At 60.6% G+C, this 25,615-nt stretch carries 15 protein-coding genes and 1 tRNA gene; 1 reads left to right on the top strand and 15 read right to left on the bottom strand.

The window, feature by feature from the left end; genetic code table 11:
* Window positions 1-10 precede the first annotated feature (10 nt).
* From HYZ49_21165 to HYZ49_21185, 5 genes are all read right to left on the bottom strand, one after another.
* Window positions 11-337 (bottom strand): hypothetical protein, encoded by a 327-nt coding sequence (locus tag HYZ49_21165; protein ID MBI3244797.1) that lies wholly within the window; start codon window positions 335-337, stop codon window positions 11-13.
* 312 nt (window positions 338-649) lie between these two features.
* Complete coding sequence (locus HYZ49_21170) at window positions 650-3,316, bottom strand: GAF domain-containing protein (GenBank protein ID MBI3244798.1); 2,667 nt, start codon at window positions 3,314-3,316, stop codon at window positions 650-652.
* An 11-nt stretch (window positions 3,317-3,327) separates the two neighbouring features.
* Window positions 3,328-4,044: a response regulator transcription factor gene (locus HYZ49_21175; GenBank protein MBI3244799.1), complete on the bottom strand. Its 717-nt coding sequence runs from the start codon at window positions 4,042-4,044 to the stop codon at window positions 3,328-3,330.
* Window positions 4,034-5,581, bottom strand: coding sequence for a response regulator (locus tag HYZ49_21180; GenBank protein MBI3244800.1), 1,548 nt, complete (start codon window positions 5,579-5,581; stop codon window positions 4,034-4,036). Before HYZ49_21180 ends, HYZ49_21175 begins: the two co-directional genes overlap by 11 nt.
* Window positions 5,582-5,818: 237 nt before the next feature.
* Window positions 5,819-5,895, bottom strand: a tRNA-Val gene (locus HYZ49_21185).
* Window positions 5,896-5,977: 82 nt separating this feature from the next.
* Here HYZ49_21185 and uvrC point away from each other — a divergent pair.
* Window positions 5,978-7,840: an excinuclease ABC subunit UvrC gene (gene uvrC, locus HYZ49_21190; protein ID MBI3244801.1), complete on the top strand. Its 1,863-nt coding sequence runs from the start codon at window positions 5,978-5,980 to the stop codon at window positions 7,838-7,840.
* Window positions 7,841-8,073: 233 nt separating this feature from the next.
* Here the strand turns inward: uvrC and HYZ49_21195 are convergent, their stop codons facing one another.
* The 10 genes from HYZ49_21195 to HYZ49_21240 form a co-directional block, all read right to left on the bottom strand.
* Window positions 8,074-10,179, bottom strand: a complete 2,106-nt coding sequence (locus HYZ49_21195) for an ATP-binding protein (GenBank protein MBI3244802.1) — start codon at window positions 10,177-10,179, stop codon at window positions 8,074-8,076.
* 62 nt (window positions 10,180-10,241) lie between these two features.
* Window positions 10,242-10,763 (bottom strand): DUF861 domain-containing protein, encoded by a 522-nt coding sequence (locus tag HYZ49_21200; protein MBI3244803.1) that lies wholly within the window; start codon window positions 10,761-10,763, stop codon window positions 10,242-10,244.
* Window positions 10,764-10,765: 2 nt separating this feature from the next.
* The gene (locus HYZ49_21205; GenBank protein ID MBI3244804.1) at window positions 10,766-11,812 is read right to left on the bottom strand and encodes a response regulator; all 1,047 of its coding nucleotides are present in this window, start codon (window positions 11,810-11,812) and stop codon (window positions 10,766-10,768) included.
* 87 nt (window positions 11,813-11,899) lie between these two features.
* Window positions 11,900-12,268 carry a response regulator gene (locus HYZ49_21210; protein MBI3244805.1) on the bottom strand — a complete coding sequence of 123 codons (369 nt, stop codon included), beginning with the start codon at window positions 12,266-12,268 and terminating at the stop codon, window positions 11,900-11,902.
* Window positions 12,265-13,923, bottom strand: a complete 1,659-nt coding sequence (locus HYZ49_21215; protein MBI3244806.1) for a pyridoxal-phosphate dependent enzyme — start codon at window positions 13,921-13,923, stop codon at window positions 12,265-12,267. Before HYZ49_21215 ends, HYZ49_21210 begins: the two co-directional genes overlap by 4 nt.
* Window positions 13,924-13,968: 45 nt before the next feature.
* Entirely contained in the window at window positions 13,969-18,474 is a 4,506-nt protein-coding gene (locus HYZ49_21220) for a GAF domain-containing protein (GenBank protein ID MBI3244807.1), read from the bottom strand.
* A gap of 17 nt (window positions 18,475-18,491) precedes the next feature.
* Window positions 18,492-20,384 carry a GAF domain-containing protein gene (locus HYZ49_21225; protein ID MBI3244808.1) on the bottom strand — a complete coding sequence of 631 codons (1,893 nt, stop codon included), beginning with the start codon at window positions 20,382-20,384 and terminating at the stop codon, window positions 18,492-18,494.
* A gap of 68 nt (window positions 20,385-20,452) precedes the next feature.
* A complete protein-coding gene (locus HYZ49_21230; GenBank protein MBI3244809.1) occupies window positions 20,453-21,877 on the bottom strand; it encodes a GAF domain-containing protein in 1,425 nt (474 codons plus the stop codon).
* A gap of 18 nt (window positions 21,878-21,895) precedes the next feature.
* A complete protein-coding gene (locus tag HYZ49_21235; GenBank protein MBI3244810.1) occupies window positions 21,896-24,733 on the bottom strand; it encodes a response regulator in 2,838 nt (945 codons plus the stop codon).
* Window positions 24,734-24,808: 75 nt separating this feature from the next.
* On the bottom strand, window positions 24,809-25,615 hold the full coding sequence (locus HYZ49_21240) for a response regulator transcription factor (GenBank protein MBI3244811.1): 807 nt from the start codon (window positions 25,613-25,615) through the stop codon (window positions 24,809-24,811).

Here is a 25,615-nt window from a genome sequence, read left to right on the forward strand (position 1 = left end):
TTGCGCCCACTCAGGCTTCCCGCGACTGGGAGCCGGAGGCCGGTGTCTCTTCTTTCTCTTTCGGTTTCAACGTGTTGAGCAACCACAAAAATAAATTGGCGAGCAGGTAGATGGCAACCCAGCCCAGCAGGCCAATGGCAAACAGCGCCGTCGCGGCTCGCGTCCCGGCAGCGAACGGCTTCAGGCCGTTAAGCAGGCTGATGACAAAAATAATGAGGGCGAACAAGATGGCCCCCAGCTCGACCAGATAGCGCACGGCGTCGAGCAACCACGGCACAGGCAGGTAAAGCTCTTTGGTCGGCACCGTGTTCTTTTCCGGTTCGGATTGTTTAGCCATAACATCACCTCAACAGTCATTCGCCCCGCTTCCCGGCAGAGGCCGGTTTTATATTCCAAAGCACACGCGGCCCGGAGCGAAATCTGAGTTGGTGAGCCGCGTTCCACCAGTAAGGCGTCCATGGCTCGTAGCGTGAGTTGCCAACTCGCGCTACATTCGGAAGCGATCAGGAGCGATGGAAACCGGCATGTTGCCAGTCTACAACGCGGGCGCAGTTTAATCAGTAAATTGGCCGTGAAGGAGAGGTAAAGAAAAAATGAAGAGTTGGGGCAAACGCCGGGGGAACCGGAGGTGGCGGCGGCCCGGTTGACTCTACATCTTGCGCGCTAACGGCAGGCGGATGTGAAACGTCGTGCCCTGCCCGGCCCGGCTCTCGAACGAAATCTCGCCCTGATGGTTCTGCACGATGGACTGGCAAACCGACAGGCCCAGGCCGTTGCCGCGTTCGCGGCCTTTGGTAGTGAAGAACGGGGTGAAGATGTTCATCCGATCGGCTTCGGGGATGCCGCGCCCGTTATCGCTGATTTCGACTTCGACAGCGCCGCCGTTCTGGCCGACGCGCGAGGTCAGGGTAATGATGCCGGGCCGGTCATCAATCAGCGCGTCGCGGGCGTTCATCAGCAGGTTGATCCATATCTCTTCCAGTTGGTGGCTGTTGGCCGGCGTCTGGGGCAGGTCGGGCGCAAGGGTCACCTGCAAATCCACACCGCCGCGTGTGAGGTGCGCGCCCACCAGGTCGAGAGCCTCGACGATGCTGGCGTTGATATCAGCCGGAGCATACTGGTCATCGTCGGGGCGCGAGAAGTTGAGGAGACGTTGCACAACGCGCTGGGCGCGCCACCCGGCCTGAAAGATGGCCGCCGCCGAGGCATACGCCGGCGAATCGGGGCTGACGAATTTAAGAAGCAGTTGGGCGTCGGCGATGACGGTGGTGAGCGGGTTGTTGATCTGGTGGGCCACGCCGGCGGCCAGTTCGCCGACGGCGGTGAGACGGGCGGCCCGCACCAGGTGCATTTGCGCGTCGCGCAGGGCGTTGATCGAGCGTTGCAAACTATCGAACAGAGTGGCGTTGTCAATGGCAATGGCCGCCTGCGCCGCCAGCGCCTGCAAAAAGGAATCCATCATCTTGCCCTCGAGGTCGAGCGGCGTGCGATGGAAGATTTCGAGCACGCCCTCCAACTGGCCTTTGGCAATGAGGGGCACGCTGTAATAAGTGACGAAGCCTTCTTCAGCCAGCAAGGGCGCGCGCTCCAGGTCGCCGACGGCTTCGAGCAGATTGGGGATGTTGACCACGCTCTGCTGCAGGGCCGCGCGCCCGGCGTAGCCTTCGCCGAGTTGCAGGCGCGTGTGCTGAAGGGCGGCGGTACGAAAGCCGCGCGCGGCGGCATATTCCAGCGTTTGCGTTTGCGAGTTGAGCAGGAGAATGTCGGCGGCGTCTACGGTGAAATGGGTCGCCACCTGATCGAGAATGGCGTCGAGGGTCGTTCGCAGATCGAGGCTGGCCGTGATCGTCATGTCTATCTTGCGCAACGATTGAAGTTGCTTGAGGTGCCGGTCGGCCTCCTGAAACAGCCGGGCATTGTCGAGCACAATCGAGGCCAGTTGAGCGAACCGCTCCAGAATTTCAATCTCGCTGTTGGAGAAGTTGCGCCCTTCTTCCAGATGCGACACGCCCAGCACCCCCACCACCTGGGCGCCGGATTTCAAGGGCCAGCCGACGATAGAATGGAGGCCGTTTTCAACAAACTCACTTGGATGCTCCGGCCAGGCGGCGTAATCGTCCAGGATCAACGGCTGGCCGGATTGCCAGACCTTGCCCGCCAGTCCTTCGCCCAGTTTCATGCGGCGGCCAATGTGGCCGGCGTGGACGCCGATGGCAAACTTGACTTCGATCTCGTCCTTGTTGCCGCTACTCAAATAGATAAAGCCGTTTTCGGTGTTCATCAACTGCGCCGCGCGCGCCAAAATGGCCTCCAGCAGGTCCCACATCTCCAGCCGGTTCATCAGCCCCAGCGTTGTCTCGTAAAGCGCGGTCTGATATTCATTTTGCCGGCGGAGCGCCTCTTCAATCCGGCGGCGCTCGCCAAGCTCGCGTTGAACGGAGGTGTAAAGCTGGGCGTTGCGCAAGGCCAGCGCCGCCGACCCGGCAAAAGCCGCCATCACTCGCCGGGCGCGCTCGTCGAAGGCCTCAAGTTCGGGACTCTCAAGATTGAGGACGCCAATGACTTTTTCGCCGATGCACAATGGTATTGCCAGTTCAGAACGGATCGCCGGGTCACCCGGCAAATAGTGGGGGGCCGCCGTCACGTCCGGGGCGTAGATCATTTCGCCGGCGCGGGCGGCGGCGGCGACGAGGCCCGGGCCGTTCAACGGCAGTGTTGTTGGCGCGCTACCCGGCGCGCCAATCGAGGCCAATACTTCAAGGGCCGTCTTGTCGCTGTTGAAAAGTAAAATGCCGCAATAGTCGAAAGAAAACTCTTTGTGGACGGCGTGGACAATCTGCCGGGCCAGGTTGGGCACATCGCCGCCCAGCGCAATCAACTGAGTCGAGGCGCGGTAGAGCGAAGCCAACTCATCAATGTTCCGGTCCATCTCGGCCTCTGTCTTCTTCAGAGTCGAGCGCACAGCCCGGGCAAGGCGGGGCGCTGGCCGGGCCGATTTGACGACGTAGTCGTCCAGGCCGGCCTTCATCGCCTCGACGGCGAACTCTTCACTGCCCGCGCCGGTGAACACAATGACGGAACACTGAGGCCAGCGGGCTTTGGCCGCTTGCAGAACTTGCAAGCCGTCGAGCTGGCCGGCGCCGTGATCGGTGATGACCAGATCAAAGCCCCCGTTCATCAACGCCCGGTTCAACCCTTCCTGCCCGGCAATCTGTTCCAGGTGCAGGCCCGGAAATTCCCGGCCCAGGGCATCGGCCACCAGAGACCGATCTTGTGCGTTGCCGTCAACGTGGAGGATACGCAGGGGAGACGACATGATTCGAAACGTCAGGCGGAGATGGTGTAACCATGCCCCGGCACGGTGACGATGTAAGCCGGGTTGCCGGGATCGGCCTCGATCTTTTCACGGACGTTCTTGACGTGGACGCGCACCAGATCCGGTGAGCCGGCGTCGAAGGGATAATCCCACACGTCGTGCAAAAGCTTGGCCGGCGAGAACACTTCACCGGTGTGCGTCATCAGGAAGTACAGCAAGTCGAACTGCACCGGCGTGAGGGCGGCTGAACCACGCGGCGAGGTGGCCGTGAACGATTTGCAATCCAGGGCCAGTTCGCGCACCACGATCCGGCTGGGCGGCGCGTCGGTGGCCTGTTTGGAGAGGCCGCGCCGCAGGATGGCGCGAATGCGGAGAATCAGCTCGTCCACATTGAAGGGCTTGGTCAGGTAGTCGTCGGCCCCGGTCCGCAAGCCCATCACTTTGTCTTCGATTTTGCTTCGCGCAGTGAGGAACAGCACCGGCAGGTCGGCCAGGATCGGGTCGGCGCGCAGTTGACGGCAAACCTCCAGGCCATCCATGCCCGGCATGAGCACGTCCAGCACCACCAGGTCGGGCCGGTGGCGGCGGGCCGCGCCCAACCCTTCAACCCCGGAGGTGGCCACAGTGACGCTGAAGTCGTGGGCGCGCAAGGTGCGCTCAATAGAGCCGGCCACAATCTCCTCATCATCCACAACCAGAATATGCGATTTGCCAGGATCACTGTTCATAAGTTCCTCCGTTCTCTGATTTGCGAACCAGCGGCAACTTCACCAAGAACGTTGTGCCCCGGCCCGGTTTTGAATTAAAGGCGATGTGTCCGCCATGATTTTGAACCACCGACTGGCAAACCGACAGTCCCAGCCCATTGCCTCGCTCCTCGCCTTTGGTGGTGAAGAACGGGGTAAATATTTGATCGAGGTTGGCTTCGCTGATCCCGCGCCCGTTGTCGGCCACTTGCACTTCAACGGTTTCCCGGTCGTCACCCAGCCGAGACATCAGCGTAATGAGGCCCGGACGATTTTCGGCCAGCGCGTCACGCGCATTCATCAGCAAGTTAATCCAAACCTCTTCAAGCTGGTGGCTACTGGCCGGAACGTAAGGCAGGTCGGGCGCAAGGTTGATCTGCAATTCAATGCCGCCGCGCTGAATGTGAGCGCCGATCAAGTCCAGGGAGTCGATGATGGTTTCGTTGACGCTGGTCGGGATAAACTGGCCTTCGTCGGGGCGGGAGAAATTGAGCAGGCGCTGAATCACGCGTTGGGCGCGCCACCCGGCCTGGTAGATGGCCGAGGCCGAAGCATGGCCGGGATGAGCGGGGCTAATGGATTTGAGGAGAAGTTGCGCGTCAGCGATGATGGTGGTGAGGGGGTTGTTGATCTGGTGAGCAATGCCGGCGGCCAGCTCGCCCACCGCCGTCAGGCGGGCCACCCGCACCAGTTGCGCCTGCGCCGTTTGCAAGGCCTCCAGCGACCGTTGCAAATCTTGAAAGAGCCGCGCATTCTCCGCCCCCATTTCCTTGCGACGGGTGATGTTGCGAACAAAGAATTGCGTGAAGGCGGGATGATTCGGGCCGCGCGCGGCCACCAGGCGGGCGCTCACTTCCACCGGCAGGGTGGAGCCGTCGCGGCGACGATAGACGGCTTCGTAAAAGAGCGATCCTTCGGCGGCCAGGTTTTCGCACAACGCCCGGACATCTTCCGTCTGTTCGGAGGCCAACAACCGGGCCATGGATTGACCGGCAAGCTCTTTGAGCGAAAAATCGAGCCAGCGGCAAAGCGCCGGGTTCGCATCCAGGATCGCGCCCTGGCCGTCGCACACCAAGATGCCGTCGCTGGCCTGCTCGAACAGATCGCGATGACGGCGTTCGGCCTCGGCCAGCGCCCGCTTTAACCTGGCTCGTTCGATCACCCGGGTGAGGACTTCGGGCAAGGTGTCGAGGTAGTTGCCGGTTTTGATAACATAGTCGGCGGCCCCGGCCTGCACGGTTTTAGCCGCCACCCGTTCGTCGCCTCGCCCGGTGATCATGATCGCCGGAGTCTTGATTCCCTGATCGGTCAGCTTTTCGAGAATTTCCAAGCCGTTGCCGTCAGGCAGATTGTAATCGAGAAGGAGCGCGTCATAGTCCTCAGCCGCCACTTGACTCCAAAAATCGGAGACGTGGGCCACGGTGTCAACTTTGTAGCCGCCCTTCATCTCCAGGTATTCCTGGGTAAGCTGGGCGACATCGGGGCTGTCTTCGACAAGCAACAGACGGGTAGGTTGCATAGAGTTTATGGTTGGCCTAAGTTCTGCTGATATTCTTCTGAATTTCCAAATCTGTGCGGCGATTGTAGCACGCCTGATTTTTCAAAGCCGTAAAGAAAACGTAAAGAAGCCGTATAGCGGGAATAAAGAATAAAGGGTGCATAAAAGATACCTCACCCTGGCAGTTTGAAATATAGGGGAAAAGTAACTGGCGGCACGGGCGACAGACAAACAAAAAAGCCTTCATCAGAAGGCTTCTGGTGGGCGATATAGGACTTGAACCTACGACCTCTTCAATGTGAATGAAGCGCTCTAACCAACTGAGCTAATCGCCCGGAGTGGCGGCATTATAGCCGAAACCTGAAGGGTCTTCAAGACCCTTCAGGTTTGCCTTTTGTACATGATAGAATTTTGACCATGACGGCAACCCCTGTTTCCGATCACCTCCAAAGCATCCTCGACACCCTGCCTAACAAGCCCGGCTGTTATCTGATGAAGGACAGCGCCGGCGAGATCATTTATGTGGGCAAGGCGGTGAACCTGCGCAACCGCGTCCGGTCGTACTTTCACGGCCAGGTGGATTCGGCCAAGACGGCCCAACTCGTCCGCCGCATCGCCGACATCGAAACCATCGTCGTCAACTCCGAACTCGAGGCCCTCATCCTCGAGATGACCCTCATCAAAAAGCACCGGCCCAAATACAACGTCCGGCTGAAAGACGACAAACGCTACCCTTACGTCAAAGTTCACTGGGCCGACCCCTTCCCCAAAGTGACGGTGACTCGCCGCATGGATCAGGACGGCTCGCGTTACTTCGGGCCGTATACCTCGGTGTGGGCCGTCCATCAGACCCTGGGCCTTCTGCGAAAAATTTTCCCTTACCTCACCTGCGACCGGGTCATCACCGGCAAAGACCCGCGCGCCTGTTTGTACTACGACATCAAACTGTGTTGCGCGCCCTGCATCGGCGTCGCCTCTCAGGACGAATACCGGGCGATGATTGACGACCTGTGCAAGTTCCTGCAGGGCCGCACCGAGCCGGTGGTCAAACGTCTGAAGGCCGAAATGATGCAGGCCTCCGACAACCTGGAGTTCGAGAAGGCGGCGGCCATCCGCGACCAGCTGCTGGCAATCGAGCGCGTGGTCGAAAAGCAAAAAGTGATCTCCAGCGAGCAAGTCGACTCGGACGTGATCGCTTTCGCCCGCGACAAGGGCGACACCTGCGGCCAGATTTTCTTCATCCGCTCCGGCAAGCTGATCGGGCGCGAAACATTCATGCTGGAAGGCGCGGAGGACGAAGACCCGCAAAACATCGTCGCCCAGTTCATCACCCAGTTCTACGAAGAAGCCGCCTTTGTGCCCCAGGAAGTGCTCCTGCCCAACGACATCGCCGAAGTCGAGATCGTCTCCCAGTGGTTGCGGAACAAGCGCGGCGAAAAAGTAACGCTGGCCGTGCCGAGGCGCGGCGCGAAACATGATCTGGTGGAACTGGCCGCCGAGAACGCCGCCGAGGCCCTCAAGCAGTTCCAGACCCAGCGCGAGAGCGACGTGTCTAAACTGGTCGAAGGCATAGCCGAACTGCAAGCCGCCCTCGGCCTGCCCCGGCCTCCGGCCCGCATCGAGTGTTTCGACATTTCGCACACCCAGGGCGTGCAAACCGTGGCCAGCATGGTCGTCTTCACCCAGGGCGCGCCTGATAAAAAGCACTACCGCTCGTTCAACATCCGCTCGGTGAGCGGCCCCGACGATTTTATGAGCATGACTGAAGCCCTCACCCGCCGCTTCCAGCGTTGGAAGGACATGCAGGAATTAAAACTCGCGCCGGGCAAAAAGCCGGACGAGTCTTTCACCTTGTTGCCCGACTTGTTGTTAATTGACGGCGGCAAGGGGCAGTTGGGAATGGCGATTGACGTGTTGAAGGAATTCGGCCTGACCGACCGGGTTCCGGTGGCCTCGTTGGCCAAACAACGAGAAGAAATCTTCCTTCCCGGCCAGTCCAACTCCATCATGCTGCCGCGCAGTTCGCAGGGCCTGTTTCTGGTTCAGCGGGTGCGCGACGAAGCCCACCGTTTCGCCATCACCCATCACCGCCAGCGGCGCGACAAGGCCGGCGTGGCCTCGCGGCTGGACTCGATTCCGGGCATTGGGCCGGGCCGCCGCAAGGCCCTGTTGAAAAAGTTTGGCGACGTTGAGGGCATTCGCGAGGCCAGCGTTGAAGCCCTGCGAAGCGTGCCAGGGATCAGTGAAGAAATAGCACGGGCGCTCAAAAACAATCTGTAATTCGAGAGTCTTTAAGATGACACAGCGCGAGGCTCAATGAGCCTCGCGCTGTTGTTTTTGTCCACACCGCGCCCGGTTTGGGGGGGGCCTGACACGGTATGAAGGAGAGGAGGGAAATGCAATTGTTATTTTAGCCAACCGCCTGAGCCTGGCATGAAAACCAGATAAGCAGTCGGTGAGCAGAGCCGAGTCAACGGCTTGAACGTATTCAACGAATTTTTGTAGCCGACAAATTACGAAAGCCCTTGAAGTTCCTGTTGCCACAGAAGCTCAATCACGCGCTCGACGCCCGATTTGAGGTGACGGCGAAAGGTGCTGAAGGGCAAGTCAAGCAGTTCGGCGGCCTGCTCCTGGGTCGGCGCGGGTTGCAGATAAGTGTGATGAAGAGCGCGATAAAACTTTGATTCGCGGGGCGAATTTTGCAGTGTCTCGGCAGTCTTTTTGAGAAGGCCCTGCAGGATCGCCGCCCGCTCTTTGCGGCCCGTGCTGACCCCGGCGCGCTCGATGACCAGCCGCGACTGCAAGAGCGGGTTGCTCTGCAAAACATCGGAGCGGGTGTAATCTCGCAGAGCATCCTGCACGGCGGCGGCAAATCCCGGTTCGCTCAGCACCACGACCGAGTCGGAGGCCGGGGTGGCCGGGGCCGATTGGGGGGCCAGGCCGATTTCACGTTCGGCCATGAGAGCCAGCCACGAGGAGGACGGCATAGCCCGCCAGTTGTGGCCATACACCCCGTAACGGCGGCCACCCACTTCAAAATCAACTTCGAGGATGCGATTGACGTCGGCGTAGCTGAACATCGGTTGCCAAAAATCCGGATCGGCATTGGGGAAGAAGGTGAAGACCAGGCCGGGCGTAGTCAGATAATAACGAACGGCGGTGACAAAGATCAGGCTTTGCACCGGCGAGACGGCCTGATAGGTCTCACGCGCCATCCAGAAGCGGAAGTAGAGCGCGGCCTCGCCGGGCCGGAGCGGCGCATGTTTTTGCAAGTGCCGCCAGGCGGCGTCGGTGGCCGGGTCGGCGGCCAACTCGTCGGGGCCGGCCTGGTGCAAGGCCACCATGCCCAGCAAGCCGTCGGGCCGGCCATTCGAGTCGCGAAAGACCAGCACGTTGCGGGGCTGGCTCTTGAACCAGCGCTCAGCCAGTCTGGCCGACTCAGCGCCTTCATGTTGCGCCACTATCTCAACCAAAGATGAAATCTCTCCCTCGCCGGCGCTGGTGGGGGCGCTGCCGCTGGCCTGCCATTCCAGGAACGGTCGCACCATTGAATTATCGCGATGCAGAAAGATCAGATCAAAAAGGTGGCGTTGCTGATCGTAGCCGGTGGATTGTTGAATGCGCCGGTTATAGTAGTTGCGGGCGCGGCGGTGCTGTTCGGCGTACCAATCCGGGTTGCGCCAGCGCACGTCGGCCACCAGCGCCTCGCGGGCCAGGTCGTGCGGAAAGAGTCCGAGCGGCGCAAACTCCACAAACGACAAACCGCGCAACCACTCGAAGAGTTCGTTGGCGTCGGGCACGCCCAGCATCTCGGCCAGCAAAGACTCGGTGGTGAGCCGCACCAGGGCGCAAGCCTCGAGCGCGGCGCGGTGCGCCGGGCCGGGCAATTTTTGCACCAGCCGTTCCAGGAGAGTCTTGACGATATCGGGCGCGGACTCGGGCTGGAAGCTGGGCAGGGCTTCGGGCCGCTGGGCAAAAACGTCGGCCACCAGCGACAGGGCCAGCGGGTGGCCGTGGGTGAAGTTGAGGACGGCCTGATGTTGTTCGGGCGGGATGTTTTGTTTGGCGAGATAGGCCCGGCTTTCGTCGGGCGACAAATTGCGAAGCGGGATGATGCGAACCAGGGACTGCCAACCAGGGTCGGCCCGCCACGCCGGGGATGGCGGCTCGCGGCCCGCCATCACCATCAATACATTCTCCGGCAGTTGCGGCAGAAACGTTTCGCGCAACCAGTTGTCGAGCGGGGCCAGAATTTCGTAAGTGTCAATCAGAATGACATGAGGCGTTGCCCGTTCGGCGATGAGCGAGAGCGGCGACCCGGAGGGCGGAGAGCCAAGCGCCAACCCGAGCGCCTCCAGGAACGAGTCGGCGGCGGGTTCGATGTTGCGCGCGTCAATGAAAATGGCCGGGATGCGGGCTTCTTCGCAAACGCCTGTGAACTCGTTGAGCAGGGTGGTTTTACCCACACCGCCCGGGCCAAAGACGTAGACGATCTGAACCGATTGCTCGGCTTTGCCAAGCGCGGCCAGCGCCGACTCAAAAAGAGTCTGCTCGGCGGTCCGGCCCACAAAACGGCGGCGGCGCGACGCGCTTAGTCTATCCGATAACTTTGCTGGCATGTGTGCTTAACGGTCCATCAAGTGGCTGTCCCTGGGCCGCAAGCGGCCCAGTGACAGTCACCTCAAGCCCAATCTGCTGGGAAGGTGACGTAGAAGAAGCGGACTCCGCCGGGCGTGCCGAAGGTGATAGTGGAGCCTTTGGGAATGAAGATGCAGTCGCCCGGCCCGCCGCGCACGCGCTCGCCCCCGCGGGTGATCACCAGCTCACCTTCCAGCACAACGTCAACTTCATCATAGTTCAATGTCCACGGAAACTCGCCGCGCTCCAGCGACATGTAGCCGGCTCCCATCGGCGAGCCGTTGCCTGAGGTGATCACGTCTCGGAGACGGGTGTTGGCCGAGGCGCCCGGCTCGAACGCCTCCAGCACCACGTTCGCGCCGCGAACAACTTTGAGCGGCGGCAGGGTTGCGGGCGCGGGAGCATTGCTCGCGGCCTCTTCGCGCCGAATTTGCACGCCAAGCTCGCGGGCCACGTCCTGCGCCTCAGGCGTGATCAGATCGTCGGGGGCCACGATCAGCAAATTGGATTTTTGATCGTTGGCGAGGCGGCGGATGTCGGAGGCAGTGAAGAGTTGACGAGTCATAGTCAGTTGATCAACCCATCCACTCGATACATCTCCATCTCGCCTTTGCCCTTCACCTGCACCCGGCCAATGCCCTGGGTGTGGCAAAGGTGAGCGATGCGCTCCCAGGCCGCCTGGCTGACGTTGACGGCGTTGGGCAGGCCCAGGGCTTCCACGCGGGCGGCGGTGTTCACCGTGTCGCCCCAAACGTCAAATAGATATTGCCGCTTGCCCACCACGCCGGCGATCACCGGGCCAATGTTCACGCCCACCCGCAGTTGCCACCTCGGCGGCACGGTGGGGGTGATGGCTACCATCTCCAGGCCGCACTTCACACAGTTGAGCACCGGGTTTTCCACCGGCTCCAGCAATCCGGCGGTAGCCATAAAGGCGTCGCCGAGAGTTTTGATCTTTTCCAGTTGATAGCGTTCGGCGATTTCCTCGAAGATGCCGACCAGGTTTTGCAGGTAGTCCAGCACTTCTTCCGGCTCGCGGCGGTCACAATAGTTGGTGAACTCGACGATGTCGCAGAACATGACGGCCACGTTTTCGTAGCGGCGCGGCCTGACGGCGTTGGTGGCCTTTAGCTCTTCGACAATCGTGTCGGGCAGGATCACTCGCAGAAGGTCGTCGGCCCGCTTTTTCTCGGCGGCGATGGCCTGCATGTGGGCCTGCTCCTGATCGCGCAGGCGCTTCTTTTCCAGGCAGGCGCTGACTCTGGCCTTGAGAAGAACAGGATTGAACGGTTTGGGCAAGTAGTCGTCTGCGCCCAGCTCGATGCACCGCACCACGCTGTCCACTTCGTCCACCGCCGAGACCATGATCACCGGAATGTGGCGCAGGTCGCCGTCGGCCTTCATGTGCTCCAGCACCTCGTAGCCGTTCATTTCCGGCATCATGATGTCGAGCAGAACCAGGTCGAACGATTCGGCCTTGAGTTTGTCCAGCGCCTCACGCCCATTCTCGGCCAGGGCAAAGTTATGCCCCAACTGTTTGAGTCGGCGCGAAAGCATGTCGCGGTTCATTTGGTTGTCGTCAACTACCAGCATGTAGCCGGGCGTCGAATTCATGCCGCCTATTTTACAGTGATTTACAAAAAAACCGGCTCCCGTTCAAACATCACGGGAGCCGGTTTTCAAACCTGTTTTTGAGAGCCTTCAAGCTGGCAACATCCCCGTCACCCGCGCCCAAAGCTCGCGCAGGTTGATCGGCTTGGGCAGGTAAATGTCACAACCGGCGGCCAGGGCTTTGTCGGCGTCGCCCTTGAGGGCGTTGGCAGTGAGGGCGATGATGGGAACGTAACGAAGCGTCTCGTCCGACCGTAATCGGCGCGCCACTTCGTAGCCGTCAATGTCGGGCAGGTTGATGTCCAGCAGAATCAGGTCGGGCTTCTGGCTTCGCGCCATTTCAACGCCGGTCAACCCGTTCGCCGCCCAGACGATCTTGTAGCCACGCGCCTCCAGCGCCCGTTGAACCAACAGCAAATTATCAGCGTTGTCTTCAATGTAAAGAACGGTGCCGCTCATCCTGGCCTCCCTTCGCGAGGCGGCTTCTCACCCAGAACCTGCACCACCTGCTCCACAAAAGCTCGCGGCGAGAGCGAGCCTTTCTGATAAAGCGCCTCAATATGTCCCCGCAACCGGCGGCGCTCCTCGTTTGTAATATCTTTGGCGCTGACGACGACAACCGGAATGTGCGACGTGCGTTTGTCCTGGCGTAATTCCTGCAGAAGCGAGAATCCATCCAGGCCCGGCATCATCAAGTCGGTGATGATCAGGTCTGGCCGACTCTGCCGGGCCAGCGCCAGCCCGTCAACCCCGTCGGCGGCCCGGAATACCCGGTACGACTTTTTGGCTTCCAGCAAACGTTGAATGAGCAGAGCATCGTCGGGGTTGTCGTCCACGATCAACACCGTCGTCGCCCGCTCGTCCAAATTATCCAGCGCGGCCAGCAGGCCCTCGCGCGGCGCGGGCGTTTGATCGTTGCTGAGATGAACGTCCACACCCCACTGATCGCCCAGCACGTGCTTCTCTACCGGAAAAGTATGGCCGGTGCAATTGACGACTACTAACGCCTCGCCGCCGATCTGCCCCTGCCGGATCAATTTTTCCAGCCCGGCAAAGGCCACCGCCGTCGCCGGCTCCACCGCCAGGCCTTCGGCTTTGGCCAGCGCCCGCATCGAAGCAAACGCGTCAGCATCCGACACGCTTTCCATCGCCCCGCCATATTTTTGTAATACGCGCCAGAGATAAGTGTAGGTCTGGCCCGGGTCGCCGGTGGACAGGATCGCAATCCGGGTTTCGGGGACGACGGGCGTAGCCGTCTCGCGCCCGGCCTTGAAGGCTTGCGCCATCGGCGAACAACCTGCGGCCTGGATCACGGCGATCTTCGGAATGCGATCAATCAGGCCCATGTCCAGCATTTCCCGGAAGCCCTGATAAACGCCCAGCGGCCCGAGGCCGCCGCTCACGGCTTGAATATACCAATCGGGCGCGCGCCAGCCGAGTTGCTCCACAATCTCGTAAGCAATCGTCTTCATAGACTCTCGCGCAGCCAGACTCTTCGCCCCGCGATCCAACAGCAGGCCGCGTCGTTTGGCGAAGTCGGCGGCGATCTGCTTGGTCTGATCGTAATTGCCGCTCACCTTCACCACTTCCGCGCCGAATAGGGCCGCCTCACGCAGTTTCTCCTGCGGCACCAGGCTGGTCATAAACACCCACAGTTTGATTCCGGCGCGGGCGCAGGCGGCGGCGTAAGCCACCGCCGCGTTGCCGGTCGAGGCAATCACGCACTCGCGGATCCCGGCTTCCAGCATCGCCGCCACCGACACGGCGGCCTGGCGATCTTTGAAAGAGCGGGTCGGCCCATAACGCTCATCTTTGATATACAACTGGTTGTGTTCCACCGACTCGGCGTAGCGCCGCGAGAGTTGCAGGGGCGTGCCGCCGGCGCTAATGACATTGCGGCTGTCCGGCTCGTCCACTGGCAGAACATCGCGATAGCGCCACAGGTTGAGAGGGCGTTCCGACAGGCCGCCCAAAATTTCGCGCTTGAACGAGGCGTAATCGTAATGCGCCTGCATCCAGTCCGAGCCGCAAACGTCGCACGTCGGCCCAAACAGCGTCCGGCAGGGTTGCTGATGGCCGCACTCCATGCATGACAGGAAAAGTGGTTTGGTCATTGTTGGAATTTGCTCAGACACTTAAATGCCTGGTTGCAGGCCGTTCTACTTCCGCTTTGCGCTCTTTGCATCCGGGTGATATTCCGAACGGATCGGCAGTTCGACGTAGAAGATTGAGCCGCCGTCCGGGCCGGAGAGGCCGCCGCTCTCGGCCCACAACCGGCCATTGTGCAGTTCGATCAGGTGGCGGCTGATGGGCAAGCCCAGGCCGGTTCCGCTCGCCTTGCGCGTGGTGGAACTATCCACCTGGTGGAACTCCTGGAAGATCGACTCCAAGTGGTTGACAGGGATGCCGACGCCCGTGTCGCGGATCGCCACCAGAATGCGCGACTTCGATTTGACGGCGTTGATAGACACCGACCCGGCCTCGGTGAACTTGATGCCGTTGTTCACCAGGTTGATCATCACCTGGCGCACACGGATGCGGTCGGCTTCCAGATCAAATTGATCAGTTGCCTGGGTCTCCAAACGAATCTCAAGCGACTTGTTCTGGGCTAGCGGGCGGGCGAGTTCGACGACCTCTTCCAGCACTTCCTGAAGGTTGAACGGCTCAATCGTCAACGCCATCTTCCCGGCCTCGATCTTGGCCATGTCGAGAACGTCATTGATCAGGCTCAACAGGTGCTGGCCGTTCTTGTGGATCACCCGCAAATCGTTGTCCATGCGGTCGGTCAGGTCGCCGTCAATGCCTTCGAGCAGAACTTCGGCGAAGCCCAGGATGGAATTGAGGGGCGTGCGAAGCTCATGGCTCATGTTGGCCAGGAACGACGACTTGAGCTGGTCGAGTTCGCGCAGGCGGGCCACCGTCGCCGACTGTTCGGCATAGAGCCGGGCATTTTGCAGGGCCACGGCCACCTGCCCGGCCAGCGTCAGTTGAATACGGAGGTCGTCGTCGGTGAAGCGGTTGAGGGCATCGGACTGCACGTCGAACACGCCCAACAGTTTGTCGCCGACCACCATCGGGATCGCCATTTCCGAGCGCGTGTTGAGCAGAAGGGGGTTGGGCAGAAAGTCCGGGGCCAGAGTCACATCGTTGACGACCACACCTTGCCGGGTGCGGGCGGCGCGGGCCACCAGCGAGCCTTCATGGCCGAGCAAGATGCGCCGCCCGCCGGCGGTCATCTTCCGGCCCGCATCACCTGCGCCCGCCGCCAACACCAACGTGTCGCCGGTTTCGTTGAGCAGGTAAATGTGGGCGTGATACAAATTGAAGCTGGACTTGGTGAGATCCACCACTTCCTGCAGCAGAGCTTCCGCCTGCAACACCGACGAGGCCGCCGTGCTCACCCGGGCCACTGTCTCCAGTTCAACCGCGCGTTTGGCCAATATATTTTCGGCGCGCTTGCGCTCGGTAATATCGCGGGCGATCCAGAAGACCTTGTCCTCGCCCAGCGGCGACACAGTGGCAAAGAACCACAAATCGTTTCCGTCAATTTGGAGTTGATATTCGGCGTTGACCGGTTGATGAGTCTCCAGCGCCTCGCGAATCAGGGCATGCAACTCGTCTGCCTTTGGTTTTGGCATCACTTCGTAAAGAGTCTTGCCAAGCATGTCTTCCGGCAATTTGTACAGAAGCGACGGGTTGGTCGGCGCGATCTTCACGTAACGGCCATCTTTGTCGTAGACCAGCACCACGTCGGTCATGGCGGCGAACAGCGCGCTCAACTCAGTCGCGTTGTGCTCAACCTCCTCAAACAAGTGGACGTTCTCAATCACCCCGGCCAACTGACCGGCAATCGTTTCGACCAGCGCCGTCTCATCGGGCCTGAAGGCGCGGGCCGGGTCGGTGGTGTCAACGCCAATGGTGCCGATCACTTCGCCGCGCGCCAGCAAAGGCACAATCATCAAACATTCTGTCTGGCGCTGGCGCAGAAGATCATGGATGGGTTCGGTGAGCGGGTCGGTTTGGGCGTGGGCAATGACGAGTGAGCGCCGGGTTTCGATCACATGGACTGAAGACGGGTTGTTGTCAAGCGGAATAGATACGCCGACCGAACTTGGCTCGTCGGGCGAAGTGTTATGATCGGCGACGACGTTGAGGTATCTTCGTGTCTCGTCCAGCAGGGCAATGCCGCTGTTGCGGGCTTTGAGCACCTCGACAATTTCCTTCGCCGTGGCCTGCAAAATGGATGGCAGGTTAAATGACGAGGCCGCCACTTCAACCACGCGGTTGAGGGTCGCCAGCTCTTCGTTGCGGCGGCTGGTTTCGGCCAGCGCCTTCTGGGTCTGGTTGAACAGGCGGGCGCTGACGATGGCGTTCATGATCGAGATGCTGATCGTTTGCAGGAGATTGACTTCGTAAGCGCCCCAGGCCCGTTCGCGGGCGCAGTCGTCGAAGCCGATGAAGCCGTAAAACTCCTTCCCGGCAAACATGGGAATGACCAGGATGGCGCGAGCGCCTTGCGGTTCCAAAACCCTGCGCTCGGTGGCCGGGAAGTCGTGCACCAGGCCGTGAATGATCTCGCCCCGGCCCAGCGCGGTTTGCCAGCGCGGCAAGGTGGTGGCGTAAGGCAGGTGTTGCAACTCAGGGTTATTAATCTGCGGGGCAATTCCTTCGGCGGCCCATTCGTGAGTCTGGCGAATGCAGAACAGGCCATCAGCGTCAATAAAGTTTTCAAAGATGTAGGCGCGGCTCACATCGCTAATGTTACCCACGCGAGCCAGAACTTCCGGGATGGCGGCGGGGCCGTGCTGGAGCAATTCAACTGCGGTGTCGGCCACCGCCGACACGGCGCGCTCGCGCCGGGTGAGGTCGGCCAGGGCCTGGCGGGTCTGGTCGGCGAGCCGCAGGTTTTCAATGTGGGCGCTCAACTGCTCGGCCACGGCGGTCACCAGGTCAGCCGTTTCAACATCTTTCTCGCACAGGCCGGCAATGGCCAGCTCGCCGATCGTCTCCCCGCGCACCGACAGGGCCTGGGTGAAAACCAGTTCATCAACAGAGGCGGCATCCACTTTGTTCAACGGCCTGACTTTGTCGTGATCGTAAGTGTAGCCATCGTCGGCATCTTCGATCTTCTCCAAATAGTCCTGCCAGCCCTCGCGAGTGAGCTGGCGCGCCGCCTTCTCGGCTTCGAGGCGATAGTTTTCAGCCTGAGCCAGCAGGCGCAGATTCTCAACTTGCAGGGCCACGCGGCGGGCAATGGCATTGACCACTTCGATTTCATCATCCGTCCAGGATTGATCGCGGCTACCTTCGAGTCGAATGGCGCCGATCGGTTCGCCAGAGATAGTAATGGGAATGGCCAACGAGGGCTGATCGGGTGACGGGACGCCCGCCTCTTGAATGGGCAACAGGCCGCCCGCGTCAAAGGTGTAACCGATTCGTTCACTACGCTCGACGGCATTGAGGAAATCGGCCCAGCCGGCCTGGCTGAGGCGGCGAGCCTGAGCTTCAACCTCGGCGCGGGCTTGTTCGGCCTGGGTGAAGAGAGCGGCGTTGCGAATGGCAATAGCCAACTGCCCGGCCACTGCTTCAAAGGCCGGCAGGGTTTCGGCGGTGAACGCGTCGGGCTGGCTGTGCTGTAAGTCCAGCACGCCCACCACCCGGTCGCCCACCACCAGCGGCATCGCCATTTCGGAGCGGGTGAGAGGCAAAAGAGAATTGGGGCGGAAAGAAACGCTTGTGGCAGTATCAGACACAATGACGGCCTGTTTTTCGGCGGCGGCCCGGCCATTCAGAGAACCAGGGCCAACCGGCAGGCGGTGGCTGCGCCGGAACAGTTCGGCGCCGGTAGAGCCAGTGCCAGCCCGCAAGGCCAAAATGCGGCCGGTAGAGTCGGTCAAATACACCTGAGCGTAGTACAAATCAAAACGCGAGCGGATCATCTCGACGGCTTCAGACAGCAGGCCGTCCAGGTCGCGCACTTGCGAAATGCTATGGCTGATTTCGGCGGCCAGGGCCAGGCCGTGCGCGCGGGCGGCGACGTTTTCTTCCAGCGAAAGGCGGACCGCCTGCAATTCCTGATTACTTTCGCGAAGGCGCTTGACCATTTCATTGAGGTTGCGGACAAACAGGCGCAGGAGCACCGCCGTGATCAGAAAACCAACGGAGAGTCCAACCAGATAACTCGCCGGATCAGAAGTTGCCGGCGGCGGCAAATACCCTTGCCGTTCCAGGTAAAAAGCGGCACTGCCGGCGACAAGGCTCAACCCGGCGATGCCCAGCGCCGGGCGGCTTCCGAGCAACAAGCCGGCGGCGACGACGACAACGGTGTAATTGGCAAACGCAGGAGCCTGAACGCCGCCAGAGGCAAAGACGATCAGAGTCAGGCTGGCCCAGGCGGCTAGAAGATAGAAGATGCTGGCCAGGCGGACTCGCTTCAGGCGCAGAAGAATTTGAGCCAGTACCGGCACTGCCATCGGCAGCATAAATCTCAGGATGGCGGTTCGGGCATCAATGGCTTGCCTTGCCAGCGCAAGCCCGACGGGCACGGCTAAAGCAATAATGCCCAACGAGGCCAGGGTAATGATGTTGAGCAGGCGAGCGGTTCGTGTTTCATCTTCGTTTTTGAAAACCGGCGGCGCGAGAAATTGGTGGAGTGATTGAAACATATTCGGCGACTCTCAAGCTACTTGGTTTTGAGCGCGGGCTTCTCTGCCCGGCTCAACAGGACGCTGGCGCGTTGCGCGCCCAACACCTGCCCCAGTTCGCGGGCGGCAATTTGCAGAACGCTTTCAACGCTGGTCGCGCTTTGAATCTTCTGGCCGATGAGGTTGATGAGCGTTTCGCGATCGGCCTGGCTTTGCAGAGCGCGATACAAACGCGCGTTTTGCAGGGCCACCGCCACCTGGCGGGCAATGGATTGCAACAACTCAACGTCATCCTGCTTAAGGCCGCCGACGTGGTTGTGTTGAACGTCCAGCACGCCCAGCACCCGGTCGGCCAGGGCAATCGGCGCCGCAATTTCAGATTTCGTGTCGGGCAGGAGCGGGTTGGGCAACCAGGCCGGGTTCTGGGATACGTCCGGCGCCAGAACGGCGGCGTTGGTCGCGGCGGCGCGCCCCACCAAACCATGCCCTTTTGGAATGTGATGGCCGCGAGCCAGCATGGCCGCGCCGGCTTCACCTGTGCCGCCCACCATCAGCAAATTTTCGCGCTTCTCGTCGAACAGATAAATCTGGACGTGATAGTAGTCAAAAACAGAACGCACTTGCTCCACCACTTCCGACACCAGTTCCTTTTGATTGACGATGGTGGACAACTGGCGGCTGACTTCGGCGCTGGCGGTCAGGGCTTTGGTGCGCTCGGCCACGCGCTCTTCCAGCCCGCCCACCAATTGCCGCAGTTGGGCCGTCATACTGTTGAACGTCGTCGCCAGGATGCCAATCTCGTCGGCGACCACGGCTGGGGCCTGGGCGGTCAAGTCGCCGGCGGCCACCCGCTCGGCGGCGGCGGTAAGGCGAGTGATGGGGCCGGTGAGCAGACGGGCCACGATCAGAGACACGGTGGCCGCCAGCGAAGCAATCGCCAGCGTCACCAGCAACGTGGTTCGCGTCTGTTGCTCAACGGGCGCAAGGCTTTCCTGCCGGTCTTGATGCACAATCAGAGTCCAGCCTAGATCAACATCACTGCCCGGGCTTTCCGTTTGGCTCACGCCGTGCACCTCAATCTGCGCCGAGGTGATCAGGCTGGGCCTGCCTTCGTAGATGAAATCGCCAAAAGATTCGCCTTTCAGGCTGCGCGCACTGGTCAGGGTTTCAGCGTCGAGGGAGGTCAGGCCTTCGCTAAATTCCGGGGCCAGCAACTGGCCGTCGGGCAACAACACTTCGCTGTCGCCGGTCTTGCCCAGCGTGGCCGAGGCCAGAATATGGGTGATGGCAGCCAGCCGGAATGTGGTGCGAAGCACGCCGACCACTTCGCGAGTGCCGTGCGCGAAGAGCGGCACGGCGATGTTGCTGGCAAAGGTGTCGCTACTTTCGTCGAACTCCGGCTGGCCGATGAAGATTGCGCCCTGGCCGCCGTTGTAAGCCGTTTGCCACCATGTTTCATCGGCCTGGAAATAGTCTGAGGTGCGGTTGGTGGCGGCGATGTTGGCCCCGTAACGATCGGTGACGAACACTTCGACGTTGTCGGGGAAGGTGTCTTTGTACTCGCGCAACTCGCTCGCCACTTCATTGTCCAGCCGCGATTGAACGAGCGGGTCGTCGTTATTGTCCGCCGCGTCGGCGGCCCGCCATTGTTGATCCAGTTTATCAATCTCGATCTGGATGGAGGCCGGGTCGCCGGTGTAGCCGCCGTTGGCGGCTTCCACCGTGTCTTGAACTATCTTGCTTAAGCCGAACGCCTGAAGCGAGTTCACTTGATTATCGAGCAAACTGCCAATGGCCAGCGCCTGTGACCGGGCGATGCTGTTCAGGCTTGCGCCTGCGTTGGCTGTCAAAATCGAGCGATTGGCGCGGTCGTTGAGGTAAGCGACGGCGCCCACCGAAAGCACTGTCAGGCTCACGAACGTTACAATCATCTTGGTCTGCAGAGAGAAAAAAGGAAACCGACGAACTTTAACAGTCATGAGTCGCAACCTCTCCTCGATCAGGCTTTATGGCCGTTCAAGTCGTGGCCGTTTGCAGGCGCAACCGCCTTTAGTTTCACTCGCGTTTGTTTTGCGCCGAGCGCCCGCCCCAGTTCGCGCACTGCCACTTGCATGGCGGCTTCCACCGTGTCTGAATTCTGAATGCGCTGGTTGATGGCGATCATCAAAGCTTCGCGAGCCACCTGCTGTTGCGTTTGGGCGAAGGAGCGGGCGTTGCGTAAGGCCACCGCAACCTGGTTGGCAATGGCTTGCAGGAGTTCGGCGTCTTCCGGGGTGAGGCCGCCAACGGTGTTTTGTTGAACATCCAACACCCCCAGCACCTGCTCGCCGAGGGCAATCGGCACGGCCACTTCCGATTTGGTGTCGGGCAGGAGCGGGTTGGGCAACCAGCCGGGGTCGCTGGCAGTGTCGGCGGCCAGCACGGCGGTGTTCGAGTCGGCGGCGCGCCCCACCAGCCCGCGCCCCCTGGGAATTTTGTGCCCGCGCGCCAGCAAAGCCTTTCCGGCTTCTCCGGTTCCGCTGGTCATGACCAGCTTCTCGTGTTGCGCGTCGAACAGATAAATATGGGCGTGGTAGTAGTTGAAGGCCAACTGCACCTGCTCTACCACTTCGGCCACGAGTTGCCCTTCGTTGAGGATGGTGGACAGGCGGCGGCTGACTTCGGCGCTGGCGGCCAGGGCTTTGGTGCGGTCGGCCACGCGTTGCTCCGCTTCCTCATTCGCATTATGCAGAGCCGCTTGCATCTTAACGGCGACCTGGATGGAATTGCGGTGATTCTCGCAAAGCGCAGTGGTGAAGATAGCCGTCCCCAAGACCGGGAGGGCATGGGCGAGCACGGAAACAGCGTTTTCGCCGTAGAAGTATACCCACTGAGGTTCAACATAATTCAGGACGCCATGATGGAGCGCCGTTAAGACGAGCACGATCCAATTCAGTCGCCAATCGGCGTAGACCACTAACAGGGCCATGAGCATGAAAAAGTGAAAGTGCATCTCAATGGAGCCGCCGCTAATAAACACAAACAGGTAAGAAAACATCGTCAGATTGAGGGTGACGAAGATGCGCCAAACGTAGTGGCGGTTGTCCACTTTGCCTCGCAGGAAAGTGGGGCCTAAAGTGATAACCAGGGCAACGAGCATGGCCCCCAGCGCCTCCGGCCCGCTGATCACCCGGTAGGAAAACGGGGAAGAAAAATAGCGCGCCGGTTGAAAGATGAAGATGATAATCGTCAAGAGGGCGAATGCCGCAAAATTTCCCCATAGCGCCCAAACGATAAGCCGGTCTATACGCGGGTAGTTCATCGCGGCCAGGTAGGCCTTATTGATGTCGGAAGTGAAATCTATCTTCCTCAGCAGTTCGTGGAAGGTTTGCCGCCGCGCCTGAGGCGCCTGTCTGGCGAGTGAAGGATTGGTTAACGTCGTCATATCAAAACCCTTGGGAGATTATCGCTTTATAGCTTCGGCGGAAACGAGCGGCAAGCTGAAGCTGAAGCAACTGCCCTGCCTCTCTTCGCTCTTGACACTAATCGCGCCGCCATGCTGTTCGACGATGGACTTGACAATGGCCAGGCCCAGGCCGTTGCCCTCGATCTCTTTTAAATCGCCGTGTTGCGCCCGGTAGAATTTCTCGAAGATGTAAGGCAGGTCGTGTTCGGAGATGCCGGGGCCGGAATCTTGAATCTTGATTTGCACTGCGCCCTCGCCAATTTCCGCGCTGATGGTGATCTGGCCGCCGTCGGGCGTGTATTTGAGGGCATTGCCCACGAGGTTGCGCGCAACCTGCCGCAAGCGTGGGGCGTCGCCCAGCACTTGCGCCTGGCTCGCAAATGGCATGAGGGTGAGCGTTTGCTGTTTGTTGGCGGCCTGTGTTGTAAATTCGTCGGCTACGCCCGTAAACAAGTCGAGCACGTTGCAGGGTTCCAGCTTGAGGCCTACGCCCATGTCAATGCGAGCCATCTCCAGCAGGTTCTGCACCAGTTCGTTCATTTGCTTGGTGGCCTTGTCAATGCGGTCCAGGTATTCGTGTTGTTGCAATGTGAGCGGCCCAAGCTTGGTGACCAGATAGCTGTAGCCCATGACGGCGGTGATGGGGTTTTTGAGGTCGTGAGAGGCGGTGGCAATAAACTCGTTCTTCACCCGATCCAGGTCTTTGAAATGGCTCACGTCGTGCAAAACTGCCACCTGCCCGCCTTCCTCGATGGGCGTGATGACGGTGGCAAAGGTTCGTTTGTCGGGCCAGACGATCTCGCCCTGCTCCGGCTGGCCGGAGAGGCGGGCGCGCTCAAGCATGTTGACCAGCGCATCGTAGCCTTTGCCGAGCGGGAGCGAAGCGCCGAGCCGGGTTTCAACATCGGCGAACAGTTTTTCGCCCGCCGGATTCATTAACTGCAAACAGCCTTCGGCGTCAATCACCAGAATAGCGTCGGCGGCGCTGCGCAAAATTGCCGAGAGCCGCCGCTCTTCCTGTTCCACCGATTCAAACAACCGGATGCGGTCGAAGGCGGTGGCAATTTGCGAGGCCAGGTTTTCCAACACTACCCGGTCGCTTTCCTGAAAGGCGTGCGGCCTCATGCTGTGAATGGCTAGCACGCCGCTCACTTTAGAGTCCCAGATCAAAGGCACGGCAACCGCCGACAGGGTGGGCGGTGCGCCGGGTCTTTCACGCGGCCTGGCGCGTTCTTCCACCGCGCCGGAGAAGTGGGCGGGTTGGCCGGTGGCGGCAACCTGTTGTGGGGCCAGGGCTAGTAGTGAAGGGCGCAGGCCGGTTTCAGCGCCGGCGACATTGCACAATTGAGGCGATTCGCCGTCGGTGAGCCAGAGCGACACGACAGGGTAGTCGAGTGTCTGGTGAATTAAGTCGGCGGTTCGCTCAAAGAGTTCCGTCGAGCGGGTGAAGAGGCTGATCTCGCGAGTCAAGCGGTTGAGGGCCACCAGTTCGGTGACGCGCTTGCGCTCAATGGCGTAGAACTGGGCGTTCTCGATGGCAATGGCGGCCTGACCGGCAATGGCTTGCAGGAGGGTAAGATGATCCTGCGTGAAGTAAGCCCGCTGGGAGTGATGCAGAGTCAGCACGCCGATGACGCCGCGCCGGCTGAGAAGCGGCACGGCGATGGCCGAGCGCGTGGGATCGTTAGTCAGTTTGAGCCAGCGAGGATCGGTGAGGGTGTTTTCGATGATCATGCCTTTGCGGGCCGAGACCACGTATGGCGCTACGCCTTCGCTGACCAGTTTCTCTTTGGCAACCTGCCAGCTCCAGGGCGAGAAGTCGGCAGTGGTGTGTATTTGGTGAAGCACACTGCCGTCGGGCTGGAAGATGACGATATAACCGTTGATGGCTTCCAGGGCCGGCACGCTCCGGCGCAGGGTGACAGTCGCCAGTTCTTCAATGTCCATTCGAGCGCTAAGGTCCTGGCCGATCTCAGGCAGGAGGCCAAGCTCGCGGTTGCGGCGGCGCAGGGCGTCTTCGGCAAGCTTGACGCGCAGTTTGGAGCGGACGCGGGCGGTCAGTTCACGCCAGTCGAAAGGTTTGGTGACGTAGTCGTCAGCGCCCAGGCTGAGGCCCTGGCGCACGTCGCGCGGCTCGATGCGGGCGGCGGTGATGATGATGACGGGGATGTGGGCGATGCGCGGGTCGGCCCGCATCTCGGCCAACACCTCAAACCCGTCCTTCTTGGGCATATTGATGTCCAACAGCACCAGGTCGGGCAGTTCGGCGTAGATCTGAGCCAGGGTTTCTTCGCCGTCGGCGGCGGTGATGAAGTTGTAGCCTTCACTGCTCAGGCGGGTGGAAAGAAGCTGGACGTTATCCGAGCGGTCGTCGGCGATGAGGATTTTGAACTGGGTGCGGTTGAATGTCTGGGCCGCCGCCGCCACCTGGGCCGGGTGGAGTCCTTCCAAAGCCTGGCTGACGATGGTTTGAATTTTTTCCGGTTGGACAGGTTTGACCAGGTAGTCCTTGATCCTCAGCCGACGGGCAGTGGCGGCTAAACCGGGGGTGTCGTAGGCAGTGATGAGAATGGTGTGGGCCGGTTCGTGTCCGCCCTGAAGTTTTTCGATCAGTTCCAGCCCGTTCATGCCGGGCATCATAAAATCGGTGATGAGCACGTCAATGGCGTTGTTGCCAATCGTGTCGAGCGCCTCCTGCCCGCTACGGGCGGTGAGGACTTCGACGGGTGTTTTAAATTGACCGAGGGCCCGGGCCAGCATGGAAGCTGTGTTGGGGTGGTCGTCAACGATGAGGATGCGTGCTTGATGGGAAGTGGAAGCAATCGAATCGGCCATGCTCCCATTATCGGCGCAAAGTGTCCAGAAGAACTGTTTGAGACTGGGCGGGTTGGTTGGGGTAAGTTGGCGGCCTTAGTCCAAAATTAACCGGTACCCGGTTCCCCTGATGTTGAGAACGTGGCGAGGGTGTTTGGGGTCTGGTTCAATAGAGTCGCGCAATTCGTGAATGTGCCATTTGGCAAGTTCCTGCGCCTGCTGGCGGTCGGTCTGGTAGCCTTGAGCCTCGGCGACGAGGGTCTGGTAGCTGACGGTGTCGGGCGAGTGGCGGGCCAGGACGAGGAGGTAATCGAAGGCGGCGGGCGGCAGGGAGAGCACTTTGTCGCCAAAGGTGGCCCGGCGGGCTTGCAGGTCGAGGATGAGCGTGCCGCGTTTGAGGAAGCGGTCGCCGGTGGGTGAGGTGAGCGTGGGTGGCAGGGGCGCGGCCAGCGTGTTGACGTTGTCCAGGCTTTGCAGTTCGGTTTGCAGGGCTGTAATCTGCTCCTGGATTTCGCGCCGCCGACGCTCGATGGCCTGCTCGCCCAGCACAACGCGGGTTCGGGCGATGAGGGTTTCGGGGTCAATCGGCTTGATGAGGTAATCAATTGCGCCGAGGCGCATGGCCTGCAGGGCCGACTGCAACGAGGCGTGGGCGGTGAAGAGAATGACCGGCGGGTGTAACGGTTGGCGGTGAATTTCCTGCAGGACTTGCAAGCCATCCATGCCCGGCAGGTGGATGTCGAGATAGACAAGATCGTACGAGGTGGAGCCAAGCAGGCGCAGGGCTTCGAGGCCGTCGGCGGCGGCGGTCACTTCGCATCCGGCCTGTTTCAACACCCGAACCAGCGTTTGCCGCAAGTTGGCTTCGTCGTCAATGATGAGGATGCTGCCTGAAAGAGTCAT

Source organism: Chloroflexota bacterium (assembly GCA_016197225.1).
Classification (GTDB): Bacteria; Chloroflexota; Anaerolineae; order Anaerolineales; family VGOW01; genus VGOW01.